This is a genomic window from Shinella sp. JR1-6, from assembly GCF_004284735.1.
Lineage (GTDB): Bacteria > Pseudomonadota > Alphaproteobacteria > Rhizobiales > Rhizobiaceae > Shinella.
The window spans coordinates 301,189-326,656 of sequence record NZ_SHMI01000003.1 but is presented as its reverse complement, the minus strand read 5'-3'; the positions used below and the strand labels follow the sequence as shown (position 1 = coordinate 326,656).

General features: G+C 64.6%; 24 protein-coding genes. 13 read left to right on the top strand and 11 right to left on the bottom strand.

Going from position 1 to position 25,468, the window contains the following annotated elements; all coding sequences use genetic code 11:
• Positions 1–64: 64 nt before the first annotated feature.
• Positions 65–487, bottom strand: coding sequence for a nucleoside-diphosphate kinase (gene ndk / locus EXZ48_RS06820; protein WP_050742909.1), 423 nt, complete (start codon positions 485–487; stop codon positions 65–67).
• A 105-nt stretch (positions 488–592) separates the two neighbouring features.
• Complete coding sequence (locus EXZ48_RS06815; protein WP_130514975.1) at positions 593–1,282, bottom strand: glutathione S-transferase family protein; 690 nt, start codon at positions 1,280–1,282, stop codon at positions 593–595.
• A gap of 134 nt (positions 1,283–1,416) precedes the next feature.
• Here EXZ48_RS06815 and EXZ48_RS06810 point away from each other — a divergent pair, with 134 nt between their 5' ends.
• The 5 genes from EXZ48_RS06810 (at position 1,417) to EXZ48_RS06790 (ending at position 6,589) form a co-directional block, all read left to right on the top strand.
• Complete coding sequence (locus EXZ48_RS06810; protein ID WP_130514973.1) at positions 1,417–1,926, top strand: DinB family protein; 510 nt, start codon at positions 1,417–1,419, stop codon at positions 1,924–1,926.
• 198 nt (positions 1,927–2,124) lie between these two features.
• Positions 2,125–2,409, top strand: coding sequence for a hypothetical protein (locus tag EXZ48_RS06805; RefSeq protein WP_023515476.1), 285 nt, complete (start codon positions 2,125–2,127; stop codon positions 2,407–2,409).
• Between the two features lie 193 nt (positions 2,410–2,602).
• On the top strand, positions 2,603–3,682 hold the full coding sequence (locus EXZ48_RS06800) for a GGDEF domain-containing protein (RefSeq protein WP_130514971.1): 1,080 nt from the start codon (positions 2,603–2,605) through the stop codon (positions 3,680–3,682).
• Positions 3,683–3,788: 106 nt separating this feature from the next.
• On the top strand, positions 3,789–5,675 hold the full coding sequence (locus tag EXZ48_RS06795; RefSeq protein ID WP_023516344.1) for an ABC-F family ATP-binding cassette domain-containing protein: 1,887 nt from the start codon (positions 3,789–3,791) through the stop codon (positions 5,673–5,675).
• A gap of 86 nt (positions 5,676–5,761) precedes the next feature.
• Positions 5,762–6,589, top strand: a complete 828-nt coding sequence (locus tag EXZ48_RS06790) for a polysaccharide deacetylase family protein (RefSeq protein WP_130514969.1) — start codon at positions 5,762–5,764, stop codon at positions 6,587–6,589.
• Positions 6,590–6,595: 6 nt separating this feature from the next.
• Here EXZ48_RS06790 and EXZ48_RS06785 read toward each other — a convergent pair whose 3' ends face one another.
• Positions 6,596–7,438 (bottom strand): GNAT family N-acetyltransferase, encoded by an 843-nt coding sequence (locus tag EXZ48_RS06785; protein ID WP_130514967.1) that lies wholly within the window; start codon positions 7,436–7,438, stop codon positions 6,596–6,598.
• A 249-nt stretch (positions 7,439–7,687) separates the two neighbouring features.
• Here EXZ48_RS06785 and EXZ48_RS06780 point away from each other — a divergent pair, with 249 nt between their 5' ends.
• Complete coding sequence (locus tag EXZ48_RS06780; RefSeq protein ID WP_023516232.1) at positions 7,688–8,794, top strand: TRAP transporter substrate-binding protein; 1,107 nt, start codon at positions 7,688–7,690, stop codon at positions 8,792–8,794.
• 80 nt (positions 8,795–8,874) lie between these two features.
• Here EXZ48_RS06780 and EXZ48_RS06775 read toward each other — a convergent pair whose 3' ends face one another.
• The 3 genes from EXZ48_RS06775 to EXZ48_RS06765 all read right to left on the bottom strand — a co-directional run bounded on the left by EXZ48_RS06775 (position 8,875) and on the right by EXZ48_RS06765 (position 11,721).
• Positions 8,875–9,249: a VOC family protein gene (locus EXZ48_RS06775; RefSeq protein ID WP_130514965.1), complete on the bottom strand. Its 375-nt coding sequence runs from the start codon at positions 9,247–9,249 to the stop codon at positions 8,875–8,877.
• Between the two features lie 106 nt (positions 9,250–9,355).
• Positions 9,356–11,149, bottom strand: a complete 1,794-nt coding sequence (locus EXZ48_RS06770; RefSeq protein ID WP_023516230.1) for a TRAP transporter large permease subunit — start codon at positions 11,147–11,149, stop codon at positions 9,356–9,358.
• Entirely contained in the window at positions 11,146–11,721 is a 576-nt protein-coding gene (locus EXZ48_RS06765) for a TRAP transporter small permease subunit (protein ID WP_050742904.1), read from the bottom strand. Before EXZ48_RS06765 ends, EXZ48_RS06770 begins: the two co-directional genes overlap by 4 nt.
• 247 nt (positions 11,722–11,968) lie before the next feature.
• Between EXZ48_RS06765 and EXZ48_RS06760 the strand changes: the two genes are divergently transcribed.
• Positions 11,969–12,895 (top strand): Gfo/Idh/MocA family protein, encoded by a 927-nt coding sequence (locus tag EXZ48_RS06760; protein ID WP_130514963.1) that lies wholly within the window; start codon positions 11,969–11,971, stop codon positions 12,893–12,895.
• 51 nt (positions 12,896–12,946) lie between these two features.
• Here EXZ48_RS06760 and EXZ48_RS06755 read toward each other — a convergent pair whose 3' ends face one another.
• From EXZ48_RS06755 to EXZ48_RS06740, 4 genes are all read right to left on the bottom strand, one after another.
• Positions 12,947–14,242, bottom strand: a complete 1,296-nt coding sequence (locus tag EXZ48_RS06755) for an MFS transporter (RefSeq protein WP_130514961.1) — start codon at positions 14,240–14,242, stop codon at positions 12,947–12,949.
• Between the two features lie 89 nt (positions 14,243–14,331).
• Positions 14,332–14,733 carry a MarR family winged helix-turn-helix transcriptional regulator gene (locus EXZ48_RS06750; protein WP_130514959.1) on the bottom strand — a complete coding sequence of 134 codons (402 nt, stop codon included), beginning with the start codon at positions 14,731–14,733 and terminating at the stop codon, positions 14,332–14,334.
• 53 nt (positions 14,734–14,786) lie between these two features.
• Positions 14,787–15,236: a DNA polymerase III subunit chi gene (locus tag EXZ48_RS06745; protein ID WP_023512333.1), complete on the bottom strand. Its 450-nt coding sequence runs from the start codon at positions 15,234–15,236 to the stop codon at positions 14,787–14,789.
• Between the two features lie 7 nt (positions 15,237–15,243).
• Positions 15,244–16,734: a leucyl aminopeptidase gene (locus tag EXZ48_RS06740; RefSeq protein ID WP_023512334.1), complete on the bottom strand. Its 1,491-nt coding sequence runs from the start codon at positions 16,732–16,734 to the stop codon at positions 15,244–15,246.
• Positions 16,735–17,001: 267 nt separating this feature from the next.
• Here EXZ48_RS06740 and lptF point away from each other — a divergent pair, with 267 nt between their 5' ends.
• The 6 genes from lptF (at position 17,002) to rsmA (ending at position 24,624) form a co-directional block, all read left to right on the top strand.
• Complete coding sequence (gene lptF / locus EXZ48_RS06735; RefSeq protein WP_023512335.1) at positions 17,002–18,186, top strand: LPS export ABC transporter permease LptF; 1,185 nt, start codon at positions 17,002–17,004, stop codon at positions 18,184–18,186.
• On the top strand, positions 18,183–19,265 hold the full coding sequence (gene lptG, locus EXZ48_RS06730) for an LPS export ABC transporter permease LptG (protein ID WP_050742899.1): 1,083 nt from the start codon (positions 18,183–18,185) through the stop codon (positions 19,263–19,265). The genes lptF and lptG overlap by 4 nt, the downstream gene beginning before the upstream one ends.
• Positions 19,265–21,595 carry an LPS-assembly protein LptD gene (locus EXZ48_RS06725; RefSeq protein ID WP_023513991.1) on the top strand — a complete coding sequence of 777 codons (2,331 nt, stop codon included), beginning with the start codon at positions 19,265–19,267 and terminating at the stop codon, positions 21,593–21,595. The genes lptG and EXZ48_RS06725 overlap by 1 nt, the downstream gene beginning before the upstream one ends.
• Before the next feature lie 145 nt (positions 21,596–21,740).
• Positions 21,741–22,679, top strand: a complete 939-nt coding sequence (locus EXZ48_RS06720) for a SurA N-terminal domain-containing protein (protein WP_023513992.1) — start codon at positions 21,741–21,743, stop codon at positions 22,677–22,679.
• A gap of 83 nt (positions 22,680–22,762) precedes the next feature.
• Positions 22,763–23,797 carry a 4-hydroxythreonine-4-phosphate dehydrogenase PdxA gene (gene pdxA, locus EXZ48_RS06715; protein WP_130514957.1) on the top strand — a complete coding sequence of 345 codons (1,035 nt, stop codon included), beginning with the start codon at positions 22,763–22,765 and terminating at the stop codon, positions 23,795–23,797.
• Positions 23,797–24,624: a 16S rRNA (adenine(1518)-N(6)/adenine(1519)-N(6))-dimethyltransferase RsmA gene (gene rsmA, locus EXZ48_RS06710; protein ID WP_023513994.1), complete on the top strand. Its 828-nt coding sequence runs from the start codon at positions 23,797–23,799 to the stop codon at positions 24,622–24,624. Before pdxA ends, rsmA begins: the two co-directional genes overlap by 1 nt.
• Before the next feature lie 181 nt (positions 24,625–24,805).
• Here the strand turns inward: rsmA and gmk are convergent, their stop codons facing one another.
• Positions 24,806–25,465, bottom strand: a complete 660-nt coding sequence (gmk, locus tag EXZ48_RS06705) for a guanylate kinase (RefSeq protein WP_023513995.1) — start codon at positions 25,463–25,465, stop codon at positions 24,806–24,808.
• Between the last annotated feature and the right edge of the window lie 3 nt (positions 25,466–25,468).

The window sequence follows — 25,468 nt, the reverse complement described above, 5'->3', positions numbered from 1 at the left end:
GGGCCTTTCGGCCCCGGTTTTCAAGTTCCGTCAAAGGTTTCCGGCCGGAGCCGGAGAAACCGATTCAGCCGACGATTTCGGTGTCGGAGAACCAGTACTTGATTTCCTGAGCAGCGGTCTCCGGAGCATCCGAACCGTGAACCGAGTTTTCGCCGATCGACAGGGCGTGCGTCTTGCGGATCGTGCCTTCGTCGGCATTGGCCGGGTTGGTGGCGCCCATGACTTCGCGGTTCTTCAGGATGGCGTTTTCGCCTTCCAGAACCTGGACGATCGTCGGGCCGGAGGTCATGCCTTCAACGAGCTCGCCGAAGAACGGACGCTCCTTGTGAACGGCGTAGAAGCCTTCGGCTTCGCGCTTGCTCATCCAGACGCGCTTGGAAGCAACGACGCGCAGGCCCGCGTCTTCGAGCATCTTGGTGATCGCGCCGGTCAGGTTGCGCTTCGTCGCGTCCGGCTTGATCATCGAAAAGGTGCGTTCAATCGCCATTTTCCCGTTTCCCTTGGTTTTCCGGTGAAAGTGGCCGGTTCCATAGCCGCCAACGACCGGCAAAACAAGAGGGGCGCCGCGATTGGCGCCGCCAGCGGCAAAGTTTCACGCCGCCGTCACACGGTGGCCGACGCCGCCATGCAGATCGAGGCAGCGGGCAAACCAGTCGGCAACGGGATCGCCCTCCTCCAGCACCTTCGTGCCCGCCGTCGTGCGCAGCCATTGCAGCGCGCCGAAGACGATGTAATCAGGAAAGAGCGGGCCTTCGCCGCCGATGAAGGGCTGGACCTTCAGCATGTTGCGCAGCGGCTGCAGTTTCCGCGAAAAGCCCTCGACCTCCGCCTTGCCGGCCGCCGCGATGTCCTCGAGCGAGGCGCCGAGGCGTTCCTCGCGGCTGCGGCGGAAATAGGTCTGGTCGGCGGGCTCCAGGAGATTGTGGATATCAAGGATGGCGATGCGGGTGACGGCCATGTGCAGGATCGATTGCGACCAGCTCTCGATGAAGCGGGCCATCGCCTTTCCGCCCTCCCCGCCGAACAGCGACGGACGGTCGGGATAGGCTTCGTCGAGATAGAGCGCGATGTCGAAACTGTCGCGCACCAGCCGGTCACCGTCGCGCAGGAGCGGCACCGTCGCCGTGCTGCCGCCTTCGATGGCCGGGATCTCGGTAAAGCCGACCGGCACCGTCTCGTAGGCAAGGCCCTTGTGGGCGAGCGACATCACCGTCTTCCAGACATGGGGCGAAAACTGGCGGGTCCGGTCGGCACCGGAAAGCGCATAGAGCAGTCGGGTCATCAAAGCCTCTTCGTTCGGTTTCCCGCCATAGGACCGCAGGATGACGCCTTACGCAAATCACATAATTTCATGGGTGGCATTCACGCGGCCCATCTGCGCTTCGGTTATAGTTGTGCCAGATCACGGAGACCACGATGCTCGACCACTACCGCATGTTCGCCGCCTACAATGCCTGGGCCAACCGTACGCTCTACACCGAAGTCGGCAAGCTCGACGACGACGCGTTTCGTCGGGATACCGGCACTTTCTTCGGCTCGCTGCACCGCACGCTGAACCATTTGCTCACGGCCGACCGCATCTGGATGAAACGCTTCACCGGCATGGGCGATGCCCCGAGGCGCCTCGATACGATCCTCCACGAGGATTTTTCCGGCCTCTGGGCGGCGCGACAGGCGGAGGACGCCCGGCTGGTCGCCTATGCCGATTCGCTTTCGGAAGAGACGATCGCCGCCGATTTCACCTATAGCCCGCTCACCAATCCGACGGTCATCACCCATCCGCTTGGCCCCGCCCTCACCCATATGTTCAACCACCAGACCCACCACCGTGGCCAGTGCCACGGCATGCTGACAGCGGTCGGCGGGCCGAGCATTACGCTCGATCTCATCTACTTCGCGCGCACCGAAGGAAAGGAATTCCTATAAATTTTAGGGCGAGTGACCCTTCCTGTTCCTGCAATAGTGGTGATACACTTGGGGTGTATGGGAGCGCTCGGCATCGATTAAGGGGGCTGCTTCGTCCTGTCACCTAAGTGACAGGCACGGGCGATCGGTAATGGGATAGTCGCTGCCATTGAGGCTGATGCGGGACGGCACAGGCCTCTCCTGAAAGAGGGAAGAAAAATGGCAAGAACGACCGAAGAGTGGGCAGCCCTGCTCGGCAGTACGCTTTGCAAGATGGCACGGGTTTACGGCACGGACGCCCCGAATGCCTATCTGCCGGAGGAGTGCTATCCGGTGATCGAGAAGACCCTTGACGTGGCGCTGCAGGAAGCGCGCGCGGAGGGATATGCGGCGGCGATGCGCGAACTCCAGCAAAATCGCGCGCCCCGCACCAAGGAACCGGCCCGCTCGACCGTGATCGGACAGGTGATGCGGGTGATCCCGCTTACCCGCCGAACGGCATGAGGTTCTGAACCATACCCTCGTGCGGCGGCGTCCACAGGATGCCGCCGCACACCGCCCCTTCCGTCTTGCGCATTATCAACTTTGGCCTGAATCTTTCTTCAGCACACGCAAAATTAACCGCGCAATCCGATAGTTACGCCGATCGTTCCCTTCCCGCGCCGGCGCCCGCCCGCGCAGCACCCGACGGCGTTTCATGAGCAGCAAAGACAGCACCACCCCGAACACGCAGCCCGCCGTTCCGCCGATCACGGCGCGCATCGCACATGTGATGGCCAATCTCGGCATCGCCGGCCTGCCGCGGAACTATGAGCTGCTGTTCGAGGCGCTGAACGGCAATGCGAGCGTGGCGCGCGAGATCGCGGCGCTCGGCAAGACACCGGAACAGGCGGCGCTCGATTCGATCGCGCTGCGCCACTCCCTGCCCAGCCACAACGTGCTCGCCGCCGGCCAGGCGGCAGGCGAGGCCGTGCGGGTGCTCACCGAAATCTCGGCGGCGGCGGAAGCCAGCCGGCGCAACCGCGCGGTCGCCCTGCAGGAGCTGGAGGAAATCGCCGCCCGCATGCGCAAGGACCCGGTGCTCGGCATTTCCGATTTCTCCAGCGATACGGTCCGGCTCCTGTCGATCCTGCGCGACATCCTCGGCGCCGATCGTTCGGCTACCGCGCGCATGGAAGACCTGCAGGCCCATCTCGACGGACTACGCTCGGGTCTTTCCGTCAGCCGCGAGGCGCTGACCCACGATCCCGTGACCGGCCTTGGCAATCATGCCGCCCTGCTCGGCCGGCTGAAGGCCTTCTACCAGACCGAGGCGGCGAGCGGGACCGCCGGCCTGCTGATGTTCCGCGTCGAGCAGCTCAAGGAATTTGCCGAGACCCATCCCGCGGGCGCTGCGGAAAAGACGCTGAAGCGGCTTGCCGCCATCTTCCGCCGCTCGGTCAAGAAGGGTGATTTCGTCGCGCGCACCGGGCCGGATGTCTTCTGCCTGCTGCTGCCGGATGTCAGCCGCGAGATCGCCGTGACGATCGCCCGGCGCATTGCCGTGCGCGTCGCGGAAAAGCCCTTCCCCTTCATGGACCGCGAACTGCCCGCCGGCTTCCTGACGCTGACGGCCGGCGTCTCGATGAGCGATGCGGCCGCGTCGCCAGCCGTGTTCTACGATCAGGCGGAGCAGGCTCTCGCCTATGCGGGCGACGCCGGCATTGCGCTGAGAATCTACTCGGCGGAGGTCTCCGACCGGGCCGGCCGGGGCTATCGCGGCGGCGCGGCCGCCTGATACCGCCGGCACGCGGGCATCGTTCCCCAACAGCCTGTCCCTTTTGGTGCAATTCCGGGCACAAAACCGCTTCGCACTTTTGCGGAAATTGCTCTATAGACCCGGCATGATCACGATTTCCGGCCTCACCGCCCGCGTTGCCGGGCGTCTCCTCATCGACAACGCCTCCCTTTCGCTGCCGAGCGGGGTGAAGGTGGGTCTTGTCGGCCGCAACGGCACCGGCAAGTCGACGCTGTTCCGCGTCATCACCGGCCAGCTCGCCTCCGAGGCCGGCAGCATTTCGCTGCCGAAGAACGCGCGCATCGGCCAGGTAGCCCAGGAGGCGCCGGGCACGGACGATTCGCTGATCGAGATCGTGCTCGCCGCCGACAAGGAGCGCGCGAGCCTCCTGAAGGAAGCGGAAACCGCGACCGACCCGCACCGCATCGCCGAAATCCAAACGCGCCTCGGCGATATCGGCGCCCATTCGGCGGAAGCGCGCGCAGCGAGCATCCTCGCAGGCCTCGGCTTCGACCATGAAGCGCAGCAGCGCCCGGCAAAGAGCTTTTCCGGCGGCTGGCGCATGCGCGTGGCGTTGGCGGCCGTGCTGTTCTCCGAGCCGGACCTCCTGCTGCTCGACGAACCGACCAACTATCTCGACCTCGAAGGCACGCTCTGGCTGGAGGACTATGTGCGGCGTTATCCGCACACGGTCATCATCATCAGCCACGACCGGGACCTGCTCAACACCGCCGTCAACGCCATCGTGCATCTCGACCAGCAGAAGCTGACCTTCTACCGCGGCTCCTACGACCAGTTCGAGCGCCAGAAGGCCGAGGCCGACGAACTGCAGATGAAGGCCAAGACCAAGAACGAGGCCGCGCGCAAACACCTGCAGAGCTTCATCGACCGCTTCAAGGCCAAGGCGACCAAGGCCAAGCAGGCGCAGAGCCGCGTCAAGGCGCTGGAGCGCATGGGCACGGTCGCCGCCGTCGTCGAGACGCATGTACAGCCGATCACCTTCCCCGAGCCGGAGAAACAGCCGGCCTCGCCGATCGTCGCGATCGAGGGCGGCACGGTCGGTTATGTGCCGGGCAAGCCGATCCTCAAGCAGATCAACCTTCGCATCGACAACGACGATCGCATCGCCCTGCTCGGCTCGAACGGCAACGGCAAGTCGACCTTCGCCAAGTTCATTTCCGGCCGGCTGGAGGCCGAATCGGGCGCGGTGAAGCGCGCGCCGGGCCTGAAGATCGGCTTCTTCGCGCAGCACCAGCTCGACGACCTCATTCCGGACCAGTCGCCGGTCGAACATGTGCGCCGGCTGATGCCGGAGGCACCGGAAGCGAAGGTGCGCGCCCGCGTTGCCCAGATGGGGCTTGCGACGGAAAAGATGTCGACCGCCGCCAAGGATCTCTCGGGCGGCGAGAAGGCGCGCCTTCTGATGGGGCTTGCGGCCTTCGACGCGCCGAACCTGCTCATCCTCGACGAGCCGACCAACCATCTCGACATCGACAGCCGTCGTGCGCTGATCGAGGCGCTGAACGACTATGAGGGCGCCGTCATCCTCATCTCGCATGACCGGCATCTCATCGAGGCGACCGTCGACCGGCTCTGGCTGGTCAACAACGGCACGGTAAAAACCTTCGACGGCGACATGGAGGAATATCGCAGCCTCATCGTCCAGTCCGGCAAGAGGGACGACAAGGACAAGTCCACCCCGAACGGCGGCGAGACCAGCAAGGCGGATCTGCGCAAGGCGAATGCGGACCGGCGCGCGCAGTTCGCCCCGCTGAAGAAAAAGATCAATGAAATCGAATCGCTGACGGCAAAGCTGCAGAAGCAGATTCAGCTTCTTGACGTGGAGCTTGCAGATCCCGCGCTCTACGAGAAGAGCCCGGCCAAGGCCGCGGAGAAGGCCAAGCTGCGCTCGATGGCAGCCGACAAGCTCAACGATGCCGAGGAACAGTGGCTGGAACTTTCGGCGGAATATGAGGAGGCGATGGCCGGGTAACGCGCCTTCCTTCCGGCCGCGCAACGCTTCATTAACCATGATTTGACAAAAGTTCTCGCAAGATCATTGCCTTGCGAGTGCTCCCGATGCGTTGCCGCCTGCTTCTTGCCGCCCTGGCGGCCCTCTCCGTTCTTGCCGGCTGCAACACGACCAAGCCGCGCTCGTCCACCCAGACCGCCTTTGCCGAGGCCGAGACGGCGAAGAAGCTCGACGCGGATGATCCCGTGCCGATGTCGCCGGCTCGCTGGGCCGGGCGAACAGGCCTTGCCGGGCGCACGCTCGCTGTCGCCTCGCTCGGCGACCTGAAGCTGAAGCACAAGGAGGTTGTGCTGACCTTCGACGACGGCCCCGTGCCCGGCCGCACCGAAGCGATCCTCGACACGCTCGACAGCTATGGCGTGAAGGCGACCTTCCTGATGGTCGGCCAGATGGCCGACGCCTATCCGGCAATCGCCCGCAAGGTTGTGGCGCGCGGCCATACCGTCGGCAGCCACACCTATCGCCATGCCAATCTGCGCTATCTCGCCTTCGAGGCGGCCATGGCGGAAATCCGCAAGGGCGAGAAGGCCGTGGAACGCGCCACCGCGCGCCAGCCGGATTTCTTCCGCTTCCCCTATCTCGCGGATACGTCCGCGCTGCGCAGCGCCGTATCCCGTCGCGGCACCATCATCATGGACATGGATGTCGATTCGAAGGATTACTTCAAGGTGACGCCCGCCTCCGTCGCCAGCCGCACCATGCAGGGCCTGCGCAAGCGCGGCCGCGGCATCATCCTGATGCACGACATCCACAAGCGGACCGCTGCCGTGCTGCCCTCGCTGCTCGCGCAGCTAAAGGCGGAAGGCTATTCGGTGGTGACGCTGCGCCACAAGGGCGGCACGGAACCGCAACTGCTCGCCCTGGCAGACCGGTAAGGTCGCTCAGCCGAGCTCGAAGCTCGTGATCCCGTAGATGTGTCCGAGCGGCAGGTCCGGCGCCGCGCCCCGGTACATGCGCGCGGTCTCGAAGACCGGCGAAAGACCATGGCGCACGCAAAGCGCCTTCGCCTCGGCATTGGGCGCAGGGATGTCGAGAAAAATCTCCCCGCCACCGACGCTTGCGACCAGCGCCCGGAAGATCACCTCGGCGCCAACATCGGTGTCGGAGAACAGCGGGCCAATCTTGAAGCCCTCCCGGCTGGCGCGGATCGTGCCGTAGCCGGAAATGCCGGTGCCGTGCAGCAGCGCCACGCTCTGGCGCGTCTCCTGCTCCTTCAGCCATTCGCGCAGGAATGCCTCGCGGCGCGCCGGAGTAAAGCGCGCGTCGTAGTCGACGATCAGCGGCATGTGGACGGGCGAGACCGGCGTCAGCCGCGAATCCGTCGGCATGGCGCTCTCCACCCGGCCCCCGTGGCGGATATTGGCGTGGGCGTAGGCAAAGCCGGATCGGCGGTAATTCTCCTGCTGGGTGACGACCCCATCGAGGCCGACCAGGCGGCCGCCGGCCAGATCCATCGCCGCATTCCAGAGGCGCAGGCCGACGCCCTGCCCGCGCACCTGCGGATCCACGATGTAAAAGCCGAGAAAGGCATAGTCCGCACCGTAGCGCACGAGCGAGATCGTACCCACGACGCGCTTGTCCGCTTCGGCGACGAGATAGCCTTCGGGGTCCGCCGCCCAGAACGGCGCGGCATCGCCAAGGCCCGGGTTCCACCCTTGTGCGGCAGCCCGCTCCAGGATGTCGACCAGCTCGTCGCGATAGGCCCTGCGAATCTCGATATCCATGCCGTGCCTTCCATCCCATACTCCGCGCTCAATCTTTCAACCGCGCGAGAGGCTGTCAACCTTGCGGAAAACCGCCGGAAAAGCTCAAAAAACAGGCAGATAGCGGAGAATCGCCGCCTAAGACGAAAGTTGTAGAAGAGGCTTTCACCTTCTTCCCCACCTCGGCTTGAAACCCCCTTGCCGACATGGTTAGGTTTCCGACGATGACAAAGGGCGGAAAAACCACCGCTCGCCATTGGGAGGAAAACTATGGATCGTCGTTCATTCATGAAGAAGGCCGGTGTTGCCGGCGTGGGCGGTGCGGCCGCCACCGTGCTTGCGGCCCCGGCCATCGCGCAAAGCAATCCCAAGATCAACTGGCGCCTCGCCTCCTCGTTCCCCAAATCGCTCGACACGATCTATGGCGGCGCCGAAGTGCTGTCGAAATACGTCTCCGAAGCGACGGACGGCAACTTCCAGATCCAGGTTTTCGCCGCCGGTGAAATCGTGCCCGGCCTGCAGGCCGCCGATGCTGCGTCCGCCGGCACCGTCGAGGCCGCGCACACCGTTTCCTACTATTACTGGGGCAAGGACCCGGTCTGGGCGCTTGGCGCGGCCGTGCCCTTCGCGCTCAACGCCCGCGGCATGAACGCCTGGCAGTACCACGGCGGCGGTATCGACCTCTTCAACGAATTCCTCGCCACCCAGGGCCTCGTCGGCTTCCCCGGCGGCAATACCGGCGTGCAGATGGGCGGCTGGTTCCGCAAGGAAATCAAGACTGTCGCCGACATGCAGGGCCTGAAGATGCGCATCGGCGGTTTTGCCGGCAAGGTCGTCGAGAAGCTCGGCGTCGTGCCGCAGCAGATCGCCGGCGGCGACATCTATCCCTCGCTCGAAAAGGGCACGATCGACGCCGCAGAATGGGTCGGCCCCTATGACGACGAGAAGCTCGGCTTCTACAAGGTCGCGCCCTACTACTACTATCCCGGCTGGTGGGAAGGCGGCCCGACGGTGCATGCCATGTTCAACAAGGCGGCCTTCGACGGCCTGCCGAAGGCCTACCAGTCGTTGCTGCGCACGGCCTGCCAGGCGACCGACGCGAACATGCTGCAGAAATACGACTACCTGAACCCCTCGGCCATCAAGCGCCTCGTCGCCGCCGGCGCGAAGCTCAGCCCGTTCAGCCAGGAAATCCTCTCGGCCTGCTTCGACGCCGCCAACGAGGTCTATGCCGAGATGGAAGCCTCGAACCCGACCTTCAAGAAGATCTGGGAATCGATCAAGGCCTTCCGCGGCGAGTACTACCTCAACGCCCAGATCGCCGAATACAACTACGACACCTTCATGATGATCCAGCAGCGCAGCAACAAGCTGTAAGCCTGCCGGAATAGGGATGCAGAAACCCCGGAGCAGCGATGCTCCGGGGTTTTTCTTTGCCACAAGACCATGCAATAACCTCACAGGGTCTGCGGCTCGCCGATCTCGACCGCATGCCTGTCGGGGTCGTAGAAGCGGAAGACGCGCTGCCCCCAGGCCTGCCGCTCGACCGGATGGATCAGGTCCACATGCGGCGCGATGGCGTCGAAGGCCGCATCGACATCCTCGTGTTCGAAGTAGAGCAGCAGGTTTCGCCGCCCGTAGGGCTCGTTCCCCGGCAAGGCCTCCTGCCAGATCGTCTCTTCCAATGCCGGCCCCTCATGGAGGGCAAAGCCCGTCTCGAAGAGCACGAAGCTTCCGAAATCCTCCCGCACCACGAGCCCGAGCCTGTCCCGGTAGAACGCCTTCGAACGCGCGATATCGCGGACGAAGGGGATGGGGTTCACAAAGCGCATCGACACTCCTCCCGTGGCATCCGCGGAAGCAGAATGCGGAAAAGAAAAACCGCCTGCAACCCGTCGGCTGCAGGCGGTTCCCATGTCCGTCTCCCGGTCGTTCCCGTCAGTTGAAGGACGGCGGGCTCGACAGGTCCGTGGCGGGCTTCTGCTCTCCGCCCTGCTCGGCCGGCTTCTGCTCGCCGCCTTCCAGCGGATTGCCGGCGGGAAGCTGCAGGCCGCCCGGCAGGCCGAGGCCGCCGCCATTGTCGGGCAGTGTCAGGCCGGGCAGGCCGCCGTCGCTGCCACCGAAGCCGGGCACCTCGATCTTGATGGTCGCCGGATCGACGCCGCTGCCCTCACCCTTGTAGTGCATGACCATGCCCGGGAAGAGGATGGTGAGCGCCACCATGAGGATCTGGATACCGACGAAGGGCACGGCGCCCCAGTAGATCTGCCCCGTCGTCACCGGCTGGGTCACCTTGCCGGTCACCTTGTCGAGATAGGGCACCTTGGCCGCGACCGAGCGCAGGTAGAACAGCGCAAAGCCGAAGGGCGGATGCATGAAGCTCGTCTGCATGTTGATGCCGAGCAGCACGCCGAACCAGATGAGGTCGATGCCGAGCTTGTCGGCGGCCGGCGCGAGCAGCGGCACGATGATGAAAGCGAGCTCGAAGAAATCGAGGAAGAACGCCAGGAAGAAGACCAGCACGTTCACCGCGATCAGGAAGCCCGTCTCGCCGCCCGGCATCGAGACCAGCAGGTGCTCGACCCACAGGTGCCCGTTCACGCCGTAGAAGGTGAGCGAGAAGACGCGCGCACCGATGAGGATGAACAAGACGAAGGCCGAAAGCCGGGTTGTGGCCGTCAGCGCCGAGCGGATCACCTCCAGGGAAAGCCGGCCCTTGGCCGCCGCCATGGCGAGGGCGCCGACAGCGCCCATGGCGCCGCCTTCCGTCGGCGTCGCAATGCCGAGGAAGATCGTGCCAAGCACGAGGAAGATCAACGCCAGCGGCGGGATCAGCACGATGATGACCTGCTGGGCCAGCCGCGACATCATGTTGATGTTGAGCGTCTTGTCCGCCACCGCCACGATGTAGATGAAGATGACGCCGACGGTGCCGCCGAGAATGTCGGCGTTCTCGCCTTGCGTCGGATAGAGATAGATATGTGCCGCATAGGCAAAACCAGCCGCGACGGCGAGCGCGATGGCGAGCGACGTCACGCCCGAGCCGAGAGAACGCGCCTCCAGCGGCAGCGCCGGCATGGAGTCCCGCTTCAGGAAGGTCATCAGCAGGATGTAGCCCATATAGAGCCCGGTCAGCACCAGACCCGGAATGAGCGCACCGGCATACATGTCACCGACCGAGCGGCCGAGCTGGTCGGCGAGCACGATGAGGACGAGCGACGGCGGGATGATCTGCGCCAGCGTGCCGGAGGCCGCGATGACGCCCGAGGCGATGGACCGGTCATAGCCGTAGCGCAGCATGATCGGCAGCGAGATGAGGCCCATCGCGATGACCGAGGCGGCGACGACACCGGTGGTGGCGGCAAGCAGCGCGCCCACAAAGATGACCGCATAGGCAAGGCCGCCGCGGATCGGCCCGAAGAGCTGGCCGATCGTGTCGAGCAGGTCCTCGGCCATGCCGGATTTCTCCAGCACGATCCCCATGAAGGTGAAGAACGGGATGGCGAGCAACGTGTCGTTCGACATCACCCCCCAGAGCCGCTCCGGCATCGCGTTGAGAAGCGGCCAGGAGAGGTTGATCGTGTCGGAAAACGGCGCGAGTTCCACGCCGATGACGAAGAAGAGCAGGCCGTTCGCCGCGAGCGCGAATGCCACCGGGTAGCCAAGCAGCAGGAACACGATCAGCGACATGAACATGATCGGCGCGAGATTTTCCGCAATGAACTCGATCATGCGCCCTTCTCCCCTGCGACGGACGTATCGAGCGGCGCGTGCGTCGGCACGTAGGGCGTCGGGTCCTCCATGTCGCCGCGCATGATGGCGATCTTCTTGATGATCTCGGAGACACCCTGGAAGGCCAGCAGCAGGAAGCCGCCGAGGAGAATCGCCTTCGCCGGCCAGACGATGAGGCCGCCGGCGCTGGAAGAGCCCTCGCCAGAGCGATAGGACATCAGCACATAGGGCACGAGGAAATAGACCATCAGCAGCACGAAGGGCATCAGGAAGAGGCAATGGCCGAGCAGGTCGATCCAGTGCTGCACCCGGCGCGAGAACTTGCCGTAAACCACGTCGATGCGGATGTGCTCGTTCTGGGACAGTGTGTAGGCGGCGGCGAGCATGAAGGCGCCGCCGAACAGATACCATTGCGCCTCGAGCCAGGCGTTGGACGATGTGTTGAAGACCTTTCGAACGATGGCATTTCCGGCACTGACGAGCACGGCGATCAGGATTAGCCAGCCAACGGCCTTCCCGATATTTTCCGTGATCACGTCGATGAGCCGGCTGAAGGCCAGCAGCGCTTTCATGAGAACTCCTCCCCGCTTGGTATGTTATTGCTTTGGTGCCAAGCACAGCCAGAGTGCCGATTTCAAGGCTCGTTTCAAGTCCGCGGCCCGGTTTTCCCGGCCTGAGGGCCTGCATTAGACGAAAGGCGAATACGGCTTCGGCCGCATTGCACAAACGATAGGCAGATATGGGCGCAACCGCGCCCTTGCCCCCTTCGGCGGTTCTGCTACAACAGCGCCAAATCATCATACAAATGAGGGCGGAGCCATGTCCCCGATCAATCTCGCAATCGTCGGCGTCGGCAAGATCGTGCGCGACCAGCATCTTCCGGCCGTCGCGAAGAATGCCGACTACAAGCTGATCGCGGCGGCGAGCCGCCACGGCACGGTCGATGGAATCGACAATTTCAAGTCGATCGACGAGATGCTGGCCAAAGCGCCCGCCATCGATGCCGTCTCGCTTTGCATGCCGCCGCAATATCGCTACGAGGCGGCGGAAAAGGCACTTTCGGCCGGAAAACACGTCTTCCTGGAAAAGCCGCCGGGCGCGACGCTCTCCGAAGTCGCCGATCTCGAGGCACTGGCGGCATCGAAGGGCCTGTCACTCTTTGCCAGCTGGCATTCGCGTTACGCACCGGCCGTCGAGGCGGCCAGGACCTTCCTCGCCGGCACGATGATCCGTTCCATGCGGGTGATCTGGAAGGAGGACGTGCGCCACTGGCATCCGAACCAGGAATGGATCTGGCAGGCCGGCGGCCTCGGCGTCTTCGATCCGGGCATCAACGCGCTCTCCATCGTCACCCATATCCTGCCGCGCCCGGTCTTCATCACCGCGGCCACGCTGGAGTTCCCGGAGAATCGCGATGCGCCGATCGCCGCCGCGATGACCTTCACCGACGCCAGGGGTCTCGACCTCGCCGCCGAGTTCGACTGGCGGCAGACCGGCAAGCAGAGCTGGGACATCATTGCGCAGACCGAGGCGGGCGAGATGGTCCTGTCGGAGGGCGGCGCAAAGCTCTCCGTCGACGGCAAGCTGGTGCATGAAGAGCCGGAACAGGAATATCCGACGCTCTACAGGCGCTTCGCCGACCTGGTGAAGACCGGGCAATCGGATGTCGATCTCGCGCCGCTGCGCCATGTCGCCGACGCCTTCATGCTCGGGCGGCGCAAGTTCGTCGACATGTTCTACGATTAGCCTGCATGCAAAGGCCCGCCTCCCGGCGGGCCTTCTCCGTCAGGGCTTCGTTCACCCCGCCTGCGTGGCGAGCGGGGCCGGATCGGGACGCTTGAGGAACAGGACAGAAAGCGCCGCAAGAAGGCACATCAGGCCGGCGATCTGCAGCGCGGGCATGTAGGTGTCGTAGTCGCTCTTGAGATAGCCGGCACCGAAAGCCGCCGTTGCCGCACCGAGTTGGTGGCCGGCAAAGACCCAGCCGAAGACGAGGCCGGCCTTTTCGCGGCCGAAATTCTCCGCCGCAAGCTTGACGGTCGGCGGCACGGTGGCAACCCAGTCGAGGCCGTAGAAGACGGCGAAGACCGACAGCTCCACCACGCTGAAACCGGAAAAGGACAGGTAGAGCAGCGAGAGGCCGCGCAGCCCGTAGAACCAGAAGAGCAGAAGGCGGTTGTCGTAGCGGTCGGAGAGCCAGCCGGCAAAGACGGTGCCGAAGAAATCGAAGATGCCGATGACAGCAAGCGTGCCGGCCGCCGTGACCGCCGCCATGCCGAAATCACCGCAGATCGAAATCCAGTGCGTCTGGATGAGGCCATTGGTCGAGAGGCCGCAGACGAAAAACGTGCCGAACAGCACCCAGAACACCGCGTTGCCGGAAACGCTCTTCAGCGTGACGAGCGGCGCAAGCAGCGTGGCGCGCAGATTGTGGTCCTGTTTCGGGGGGCGGATGACGGTCGTCTCACCATAGGCCGGCAGGCCGAGATCGGCGGGATGATCACGCATCAGAAGCAGCACCAGCACCATCGCGACCGCGATGACGGCAACGGCAAGCGCAAGGGCCGAACGCCAGCCATAGGCGTCCGTAAGCGCCGCGAGCAGCGGCAGGAAAACGAGCTGTCCGGTGGCGCTGCTTGCCGTCATCAGGCCGACGACGAGGCCGCGGCGTTTCGCGAACCAGCGCGCGGCGACAGTCGCTCCCAGCACCAGCGCCGTCATGCCAGTGCCGAACCCGACGACGACGCCCCAGAGCAGCAGGAGCTGCCAGACCTCCGTCATGAAGAAGGAGGCGACGATGCCGCCCATGATGAGGGCGAGCGCCGTCGACACCACCTGGCGGATGCCGAAATGGTTCATGAAGGCGGCGGCGAACGGGCCGAGCAGGCCGAAGAGCACCAGCCGCACGGCCATGGCCGAGGAGATGTCGGCAATATCCCAGCCGAACTCCTCGTGCAGAGGCTGGATCATGACACCGGCCGAGCCCATCGCGCCGGCGGTGGCCAGCATGGTGAGGAAAGTGGTCGCGGCCACCATCCAGCCGTAGTGAAGATTGCGGCCGGCCATCCAGCGGGCGACGCCTGTCGAGAACATCCGTAAATCCCTTCCCACCTGCGCTATGCAGCGCGTTTTTCGGGTATATGCCCGTATTAGCAGGCATATACCCCTTTCAAGCCAAAAACTCAGAGCGCCGCGAGCAGTTCCCGCAGCCGTTCCGTACCGTCGGGACCCAAGCGGGCTTCGATCGCGTCCTGCACGCCATCCCATAGCGGCGAGCCTTCACGCAGCACCGCGTGGCCGGGTTCTGCGATGGTCAGAACCGCCTCGCGCTGGTCCTTGCCGGGCTGGATCGCAATCAGCCCCATGCGCTCCAGCACCTTGGCGTTGCGGCCGACCGTCGACCGGTCGAGCTCGACGCGCGCGCCGAGATCCGTCAGCGAGACGGGTGCCATGCGATGGATGTTTCGGAGCAGGCTGAACTGCGCGATGTTCACCCCCAGCGGCGCCAGCGCCTCGTCATAGTAGGACGAGACCCGTCGCGAGGCCTTGCGCAGCACGATGCAGTGACAGAGATCCCTGGGCATTTTTTCGGGTATATACCCACAAACTCCCGGAAGCAAGGCCTGCCGCAACGCGGTCAGGCCTTCTTCATCCAGCGGCCGTCGCTGTTCTGCTGCCAGTAGGTGAGCTGGTGCCCCTCGCCTTTCAGGCGTTTCCAGTGTTCGCGCGCCGTTTCCACCTCGGCCTGGTCGTAGCCGTCGAACATGAAGATGACGCGTTCATAGGCATCGAGCGGCGGCGGCGCGGCACCGGCGACGAGGAAGCGCACCGTCGCGCCGTTCGCATTGTCGAATGCGGTGGTCAGCAGCACCGGCTGCTCGGCGGGAAAGGCCTGTTCGTCGGTGCCATGCGGCAGGAAACTGTCCTCGCGGAAGGTCCAAAGATGTGTGTCGAGCGCATCGCGGCGCTCCGCATCGCCGGTCTGCACGACGACGCGCCAGCCGCGCTCGAGGCTCTTGTCGACGAGCGGCGGCAGCGCATCCTCGAGCTTCGATTCGGTCAGGTGGTAGAAGAGGACTTCGCTCACCCTCTCCTCACCCTTCGTAGTTCGCGCGCACCAGCTCATCCAGCAGGCGCACGCCGAAGCCCGAACCCCAGGACTGGTTGATCTCGTCGGTGGGCGAGCCCATGGCGGTGCCGGCGATGTCGAGATGCGCCCAGGGCGTGTCCTTGACGAAGCGGTGCAGGAACTGCGCGGCGGTGATCGAGCCGGCATAGCGGCCGCCGGTGTTCTTCATGTCAGCGAACTTGCTGTCGATCATCTTGTCGTATTCGCGGCCGAGTGGCATGCGCCACAGGCGCTCATTCGTCGAAAGGCCGGCGGCGGTGAGGCGCGCGGAGAGCGTGTCGTCGTTGGAGAACAGGCCGGCATGGTGGCTGCCGAGCGCAACCATGACCGCGCCGGTCAGCGTTGCAAGGTTCACCATGAACTGCGGCTTGAAGGTCTCGTTGCAGTACCAGAGCGCATCGCACAGCACGAGTCGGCCTTCGGCATCGGTGTTGATGACCTCGATCGTCTGGCCGGACATCGACTTGACGATGTCGCCCGGGCGCTGGGCGTTGCCGTCGGGCATGTTTTCCACAAGGCCGAGAATGCCGACGACGTTCGCCTTCGCCTTGCGGGCGGCAAGCGTGTGCATCAGGCCGATGACGGCGGCAGCACCGCCCATGTCGCCCTTCATGTCCTCCATGCCGGCGGCCGGCTTGATCGAGATGCCGCCCGTATCGAAGACGACGCCCTTGCCGATGAAGGCGATCGGCCGATCCTTGTCCTTGCCGCCCTTCCACTGCATGACGGCAAGGCGCGGCGGGCGCACGGAGCCCTGCGCGACGCCGAGCAGCGCCGCCATGCCGAGCTTCTTCATCTCGCGCTCGGTGAGAATATCCACCTCGACGCCGAGTTTTTCGAGCGCCTTGGCCTTGTCGGCGAACTCGACGGGGCCAAGCACGTTGGCCGGCTCGTTGACGAGGTTGCGGGCGAGAATCACGCCCTCGGCGACGGCATCGGACACCTCGTTCGCCTTCTTGGCTGCGCTCGCCACGGCGGTGACGACCGTCACCTTGACGGCCTTGCCGTTCTTCGCCTCGTCGTCGTCGCTCTTCTTCGTCTTGTAGGTGTCGAAGCTGTAGGCGCCGAGCTGCATGCCGAGGGCGAAATCGGCGGCGTTCTTTGCCGTCACGGTGGCGCCGGGCGCATCGAGATAGATCGTCACCTTCTCGGCGCGGCCGATCCTGCCGGCAGCGGCGCCGCCGGCCTTCAGCCAGTCGTGAGCCACCAGCTTTTCCGCCTCGCCGAGGCCCAGCACGAGGATGCGGTCGACAGGGGCGCCGTGCGGCGCCAGAACGTCGAGCGTCTTCAGCGCCTTGCCCGAAAATTTCGCAACACCCGCCGCGCGGGTGACGACACCTTCCGGATCGACCTCGCCGAGACCGGCCGGGGTCTCGTTCGCAATCTGCAGGAGGATCGCAAGGCCGCCCGAAGCGCGTGCCGTCTTTGCGAAACCGATGTCGAATCTGGAAGCCATGACTTACTCCGAATGAATGCCGGCAGGCCTGTCATCCCGCCAGGGAGGCCGCCAATCTCATCAATTCCTTGTCGCTTTTGCGGCGCTTGGCAAGATGCGACACCTTGTTTACAGATGGTTAGGCATGCTTGTTCGCCATAAATTTTCCTTGGCCGGAGAGACTCCCGCCTATGGCATCAGCCTGAAGAAAGCTTATATGCCCATGGCTGTTCCGATGGGTGCCCCCGCACGAGGCCGGAGCCGCTTGTCGGAAACGCGGACGAAACGATGAAACTGATCGAGCGCTATATCCTGCGGCGGGCGTCGCTCATGTTCGTCGCCACGCTTGTGCCCCTGCTCGGCATCGTCTGGGTCACGCAGGCGCTCGGCAGCATCAATCTCGTCACCGACAGCGGCCAGTCGATCTTCGCCTTCCTGAAGCTGGCGTCGCTGGTCCTGCCTTCGGTCATCCCGATCATCCTGCCCTTCGCACTCGTTATCGGCGTGTCGCAGACGCTGACCGTGATGAACTCCGATTCGGAGCTGACCGTGCTGAATTCGGCCGGCGCCTCGCGCATGACGATCATCCGCCCCGTGATGATCCTCGCCGTGGCGATGAGTTTCGTCTCCTTCGCCGTCGACAACTTCGTCGAACCCTATTCGCGCACCGCCGTGCGCAAGATGATCGCCACGGCCCATGCCGACATGCTGTCCGCCGTCGTGCAGGAAAACACCTTCCGCAAGATCACCGACGGCCTCTATGTGCAGGTGGCGGAGCGGCGCAATGGCGGCGTGCTCTCCGGCCTCTTCGTCGCCGATACGCGCGACCCGCGCTTCGAGCTCGTCTACTATGCCCGCGAGGGCGCGGTGGACGAGAACAGCTCGGCGCTCGTCATGAAGGACGGCGAGGTGCACCGCAAGCTGCCGGACGGCAACGTCTCGATCATCAAGTTCGATTCCTATGCCTTCGACCTTGCCGACCTCACCCAGAGCGTCGGCAAATCCAACATCAGGGCCAAGGATCGCGATCTCATCTATCTCTTCGACCCGGATCCCAACGATCCGCAATACAAGAAGAACCCCGGCGCCTTCACCGCCGAGATCCACCGCCGCTTCACCGAATGGCTCTTCCCGGCGGTCTTCGGCCTCATCGCGCTCGTCGTCAGCGGCGATGCCCGCTCGCACCGCGAGGCGCGCGTCCATCCGATGATCACGGCGCTGCTGACCGCCCTCTTCGTGCGCTGGACGAGCTTCTACGCATCGAACAACGCGGACGATTCCGCCTTTTACATTCCCATCATGTATCTCATTCCGGCCATCACCGCGGCGCTGGCGATCCGCTATCTCGGGCGCAACAAGAGCCTCGACATTCCCGTGACGCTGGGCGAGCGGCTGACGGACCTGCGCGACCGGCTCATGACCCGCTTTTCGCGGGCAGGCTCCACCCCCGCCGGCGGGAGCGGCACGCCATGATCCCGACGCTCGGCTTCTATTTCTTCCGCCGCTACATCATCACCACCGTCTGGTTCCTGCTCGGCATCTTCTCGCTGATCTTCATCATCGATTTCAGCGAGATGTCGAACCGTGTCGGCGTGCTGCCGGGCTATACCATCACCAGCGGCCTCCTGGTGACGGCGCTGCGCATCCCGACCATCCTGATGCAGACCGTGCCCTTCGTCGCGCTCTTTGCCGGCATGGCAGCGCTGATCTCGCTCAACCGGCGCTACGAACTCGTCGTCACGCGCGCGGCGGGCATTTCGGTCTGGCAGTTCCTGCGCCCCTTCATCATCGGCGCCTTCCTGTTCGGCATCACCGCCGTACTCGCCATCAATCCGATCGCCGCCTGGGGCTCGAAGAAGGCCGCGGAGCTGGAAGCGGGCTGGGGCGCCAGCAACGCCGCACGCACCGAGACCGCCGTACCGTGGCTGCGCCAGATCTACGGCAACGACCAGGCGATCATCGGCGCCAAGGCCGTTCTCGACGGCGGTACGCGCCTTGTGAACGTCACCGTTATCCACTTCGATCCCGACGGCCGCATCGTTCTGCGGCAGGACGCCGATTCGGCGACCTTAGAAGATGGTTACTGGTTGCTTAAGAACGTGCACGAGACGCGCAACGGCGAATTGCCGGTCCGTCTCGACGAGGTACAGCTTCGTACCAACCTGAAACGGGAATTCGTTCAGGAGAGCCTCGAAAAGCCTGAATCCATTCCGTTTTTGAGCCTTGGACGCAAGATCGAGGCGGCCAAGTCCTTCGGCTTCCCCACGGATGCAATGGAAACCCAGTTCCATTCCATGCTGTCCCTGCCGCTGCTTCTGGTTGCCATGACGCTGATCGCAGCCTGTGTATCATTGAAATTTAGCCGGTTTAATCAATCGCGTGCGGTGATTCTGGGTGGCATCCTGTCGGGCTTCATGCTTTATGTCGTCACCGTGCTTGTGAAAGCATTCGGAAGCAGCGGTGTTGTACCTCCGTTCGTTGCGGCCTGGCTCCCAGTGGTCGTCGCAATGTCCTTGGGCGCGACGATTCTTCTCCATCAGGAGGATGGCTAGTGGCGGCAGGCGACCGCAAAACGAATCGGTGGTTGAAAGCCGCCCTGCTTGCAGGTGCGGCCATGTGCGCCATCGTGTCCGCGCTCCCCGCCCGGGCGCAGGCACCCGACATCCAGTCGATGGAACCGAAGATTTCCGACGACGCCAAGCTGCTGCTGGCGGCCAACGAGCTCGTCTATAACAAGGATACGGAAAAGGTGATCGCCCGCGGCGCGGTGCAGATCAACTATGGCGGCTACAAGCTCGTCGCGCGCCAGGTCGAGTACAACCAGCAGACCGGCCGCCTGACGGCGCATGGCAATATCGAGCTCATCGAGCCGACCGGCAATCGCGTCTATGGCGACGAGATGGACCTGTCGGACGATTTCGCCAACGGTTTCGTCAATGCGCTGCGCATCGAGACCACGGACCTTACCAAGCTGGCGGCAACCAGCGGCGAGCGCGTCAACGGCGAGGAGATGATCCTCAACCACGCCGTCTACACCGCCTGCACGCCCTGTGCCACCAACCCCACGCACCGCTCGCTCTGGCAGGTCAAGGCCGAGCGCGTCGTCCAGAACGGCCGCACCAAGACCATCCGCATGGAGCGCGCGCGCTTCGAGATGTTCGGCAAGCCGATCGCCTATATTCCCGTGCTGGAAGTGCCGGACCATACGGTCAAGCGGAAGAGCGGTTTCCTCTTCCCGCAGTTCAGCTACGAACAGAAGCTCGGCCTCGGCATCACGACGCCCTATTATTTCGCCATCGCGCCGGACATGGACGCGACCCTCTCGCCGACCGTCCTGACCCGTCAGGGCTTCCTCGTCGAGGGTGAATTCCGCAAGCGCTTCCACAACGGCCAGATCACGCTGCGTGCTGCCGGCATCGACCAGTGGAACCCCGGTGTGTTCACCGCCGGCACGAGTGACCGACGCGACGACTTCCGCGGCATGGTTGCCTCCGAAGGCCGCTTCAAGATCAACCCCCGCTGGTCCTTCGGCTGGGATGTCATGGCGCAGACCGACAACAACTTCTCGCGCACCTACGATCTCGACGGCCTGGAAGACCGTATCCACGTCAACCAGATCTACCTGACCGGCCTTGGCGACCGGAACGTCTTCGACCTGCGCTCGTTCTATTTCGACGTGCAGGACGCCGATCCGCAGGACCGTCTGGAGCGCAAGCAGGCGATCGCCCAGACGCTCGACCACGAATATATCGTGCCGCAGCCGGTGCTTGGCGGCGAGCTGTCGATCACCACGAACATCACCAATGTCGAACGCGACCTGCGCGACGCCTACAGCGTGCGCGGCAACGACCGCTTCCGCGGCCTTGCCGGCGGCACGACGCGGCTGACCAGCGAGGTCGAATGGCGGCGCCAGTTCGTCGTGCCGGGCGGCCTTGTTCTGACCCCCCTGCTCGCGGCGCGCGGCGATATCCACCGCCTCGACATGACCGACCCGGGCCTCGGCTATGCCGGCAACTATGTCGACGACAACAGCACGACCCGCACGATGCTGACCGCCGGCCTCGAAGCCCGTTATCCGATCCTGGCGACGACCGACTACAGCACGCATCTCTTCGAGCCGATCGCACAGATCTACCTGCGTCCGGACGAAGACCATGCCGGCGGCCTGCCGAACGAGGACGCCCAGAGCTTCGTCTTCGACGCCACCAACCTCTTCGAGCGCGACAAGTTTTCCGGCTTCGACCGGATCGAGGGCGGTTCGCGCGCCAATCTGGGCCTGCGTTATACCGGCACCTTCGACAACGGCCTTCGCCTGCGCTCGATCATCGGCCAGTCCTTCCATCTGGGCGGCGTGAACTCCTTCGCAACGCCCGATCTCGTCAATGTCGGCGCCAATTCGGGCCTGGAGACGGATTCGTCCGACTATGTCGGCATGGCCGGCATCGATCTGCCGAACGGCCTGTCGATTGCCCACAGCGCGCGCCTCGACAAGGATGACTTCTCGATGCGTCGTGCCGACACCTCGGTGCGCTTCGACGGTGCCCGCTTCGAGACGGAAATCACCTATACGCGCATCGCCGCGCAACCGGCCTATGGTCTGGCGGACGATTCCAGCGAAATCCAGAGCGCCGCGGCCTTCAAGTTCCAGGACTACTGGTCGGTGTTCGGGTCGCTGACCTACGACATCAAGCGCCAGAGCCTGTCGCGCAACGGCATCGGCTTCTCCTATGACGATCGCGACACCGTGTTCTCGATCGTCTACGAGCAGACGCGCGACAAATCCGGCACGACGGCGAACGACTGGTCGATCGGTGCGCGGCTGATGTTCCGCACGCTCGGCGACATCAATGTCGGCGACACGACGCTGACCGGCTTCGAGTAAGCGTCGCCGCGCTCTTGTCATCGTTTGGCCGCATGTATTATGCACATCCGGGAGAAACGCCCGCCGGTGAAGGCCTCCTGCGTGGACGGCACTCCCGCACGAACGACACCGGTGCGCGCGAAATGGGTTTGGGAAAGGGACTGGCATGACGGGCAGACACTCTCTGGTTCGCTCCATGATGATGGGCGTGGCACTTGCCGCTGCGGCGACGATCGCGGTTCCGGCCGGCACGGTCCAGGCCGCAAGCGGCATCGTGGCCGTCGTCAACAACACGCCGGTCACCTCGGGCGAGATCGAGCGCCGCGCCGCCTTCCTGCGCCTGCAGCGCGCCGGCGGGAACCTGCGCGCCAAGGCTCGCGAGCAGATGATCGACGAAGTGCTCAAGCGCACGGAGATCCTGCGTCTCAAGATGTCCGTCAGCAGTTCCGAGGTGGAGGCCGCCTATGCCCGCTTTGCCGCCTCCAACAAGATGTCGACACAGCAGCTCGGCGAGATCCTGAACCGCGCCGGCGTCGGTTCGGATCACTTCAAGCAGTACATCGCCATCCAGATGAGCTGGCCGCGCGTCGTCAATGCCCGCTATGGCGCCGCCAAGGACAGCAAGACCCTGGTCCAGCGCATGCAGGAGAACGGCGGCAAGAAGCCGGTCACCACCGAATATTTCCTCAAGCAGGTCATCTTCGTCGTGCCGGAAAAGCGCCGCAACGCCATTCTCGGCAAGCGCAAGCAGGAAGCCGAAGCCTCGCGCTCGAAATTCCCCGGCTGCGAACAGGCCAAGGTCTTTGCCGCGACCATGCGTGACGTCTCGATCCGCGATCTCGGCCGCGTCCTGGCGCCGGAAATGCCGGAAGACTGGAAGCCGTTCATCGAGAAGGCGAACGGCATGACGACGGGCACGCGCGTCACCGAGCGCGGCGTCGAATACCTCGCTATCTGCAAGAAGCGCGAGGTCAACGACGACGTGGCGGCCGAAATGGTCTTCCGCGCTGAGGACCTCAGCAAGGCCAAGAGCAACGAAGGCGACGAGAACAGCGAGAAGTACATCGCCGAACTGCGCAAGAAGGCGACGATCACCGAACGTTGATACCCGGAGTTCCGCCCGGCGCTTCCCATGAAGCGCTGCTGCAGAGGCGTTCCCCTTTCAACCCGCTGACCGGCAGGGTCCCCATGACGACGACAAGTTTTCCTCCACTGGCGCTCACCATGGGCGATCCGGCGGGGATCGGGCCGGATATCACGCTCGCCTTGTGGTCGGCCCGCAGGGCGCTCTCCCTGCCGCCCTTCCTTTTCATCGGCGATGCTGCCGTGTTGCGCACACGCGCCGCAGCTCTCGGGATCAATGTCACCGTCGCGCTGGCGGAACCGGAAACGGCAACCGCCCTCTTCCCGGACGCCCTGCCGGTGCTTGCCTGCGACTGCACCGTGCCGGCTGTCGCCGGCTCGCCCGATTCCCGCAACGCCGCCGCCATCACCGGCGCGATCGAGACCGCGGTCACGCTGACATTCGCCGGCCGCACCGCCGCCGTGGTGACGAACCCGATCGCCAAGGCCGTGCTCTACGATGCCGGCTTCGGCTTTCCCGGCCATACGGAATTCCTCGCCGACCTCGCTGCGCGGAAAACGGGACGACAGGCCCTGCCCGTCATGCTGCTGGCCGGGCCGAAGCTGCGCAGCGTGCCCGTCACCATCCACATTCCCCTGAAGGATGTGCCGGACCTGCTGACGGAAGAGTTGATCGTGGAGACGGCGACCATCACCGAGCGCGACCTGCGTCAGCGCTTCGGCATCGCGCGTCCGCGCCTAGCGCTTGCCGGGCTCAACCCGCATGCCGGCGAAGGCGGTGCGCTGGGCCTTGAGGACGATGCCATCGTGCGCCCGGCCGTGGAGCGGCTGCAGGCAGCCGGCATCGACGCGGTCGGCCCGCTGCCGGCCGACACGATGTTCCACGACGCCGCACGCGCCACCTATGACGTCGCGCTCTGCATGTATCACGACCAGGCGCTGATCCCTGCCAAGGCGCTCGGCTTCGACGATTCCGTCAATGCTACGCTTGGCCTGCCCTTCATCCGCACCTCGCCGGATCATGGAACGGCCTTTTCGCTGGCCGGCAAGGGCATCGCCAAGCCCGACAGCCTGCTCGCCGCCCTTCGCCTTGCCCACGACCTCGCCCTACATGAACGGGCCGCAAAGGAGACCGCCTGATGGCTGCACTCGACGGGTTGCCGCCGCTTCGCGACGTCATCCAGCGCCACGGGCTGGATGCGAAGAAGGCGCTTGGCCAGAACTTCCTGCTCGACCTCAACCTCACCCAGAAAATCGCCCGCACCGCCGGCCCGATCGAAAACCATACGGTGATCGAGGTCGGTCCCGGCCCGGGCGGCCTGACGCGCGCCATCCTGGCGCTCGGCGCAAAGCGCGTGATCGCCATCGAGCGCGACGCGCGCTGCCTGCCCGCGCTCGCCGAAATCTCGGAGCACTATCCCGGCCGTCTGACGGTCATCGAAGGGGACGCGCTGAAGACGGATTTCGAGGCGCTGGCGCCGGGCGAACCGGTACGCATCATCGCGAACCTGCCCTACAATGTCGGCACGCAGCTCCTCGTCAACTGGCTGCTGCCGAAAGCCTGGCCGCCCTTCTGGGAATCGCTGACACTGATGTTCCAGCGTGAGGTGGGCCTGCGCATCGTGGCGGAAGAGAACGACGACCACTACGGTCGGCTCGGCGTGCTCTCAGGCTGGCGCACCCATGCCCACATGGCCTTCGACGTTCCGCCCCAGGCTTTTACCCCGCCACCGAAGGTCACCTCGTCGGTCGTGCATCTGGAACCGGTGCCCAACCCCTTGCCCTGCGATGTGGCCGCGCTGGAGCGCACCACCCATGCCGCTTTCGGCCAGCGCCGCAAGATGCTGCGCCAGAGCGTCAAGTCGCTCGGCGGCGAGGCCCTCTTGGCGCGCGCGGAGATCGACCCGCAGCGACGGGCCGAGACGCTGAGCGTGGAAGAGTTCGTACGGCTGGCGAACGCGTTGTAGGCTTTAAACAGCCCCTCATCCGGCCTGCCGGCCACCTTCTCCCCACAAGCGGGGCGAAGGTATAGGCCGATCCGTTTTTCCTCAACCAATGCCCGTTTGCAGGGCAGGTCCCCTCTCCTGGCTTGTGGGGAGAGGGTTAGGCCGAGGGGCAATCCCGCGAAAAGAGGATGCGAACGAACGCCTACAAAGCCGGCTTTTCCGTCACCAGCTTCGTCACGAACTCGAACAGGCCATGCCGCCGGTCGCGGCGCAGGCGTTCGGCCTTGACGATGCTCTGCACGGCGTCGAAGGCGACGGAGAGGTCATCGTTGAGGATGACATAGTCGTATTCCCGCCAGTGCTCGATCTCGGCACGGGAATTGGCGAGACGGGTCTGGATGACCTCTTCCGTATCCTCGGCTCTCCGGTGCAGGCGCGATTGCAGCTCCGTCATCGAGGGCGGCAGGATGAAGATCGAGACCACATCGGCCGGCATCTTCTCCTGCAGCTGCTGGGCGCCCTGCCAGTCGATGTCGAACAGCATGTCGCGGCCGGCGGACATCGCCTCCTCCACCGGCTCGCGCGGCGTGCCGTAGAAGTTGCCGTGCACCTCGGCCCATTCGAGCAGCGCATCGCTGTCGCGCAGCCGCTCGAACTCCTTGTGGTTGATGAAATGGTAGTGGCGCCCGGCGATCTCGCTGGCCCGGCGCTGGCGGGTCGTGACGCTGACCGACAGGCTGAGTCCGGGATCGGCCTCCAGGAGGTTGCGGGCGATGGTCGACTTGCCGGCGCCCGACGGCGAGGAGATGACGAGCATGAGCCCGCGGCGTTCGATTTGGATATGCTTCGACGGCTCGGCCATGGC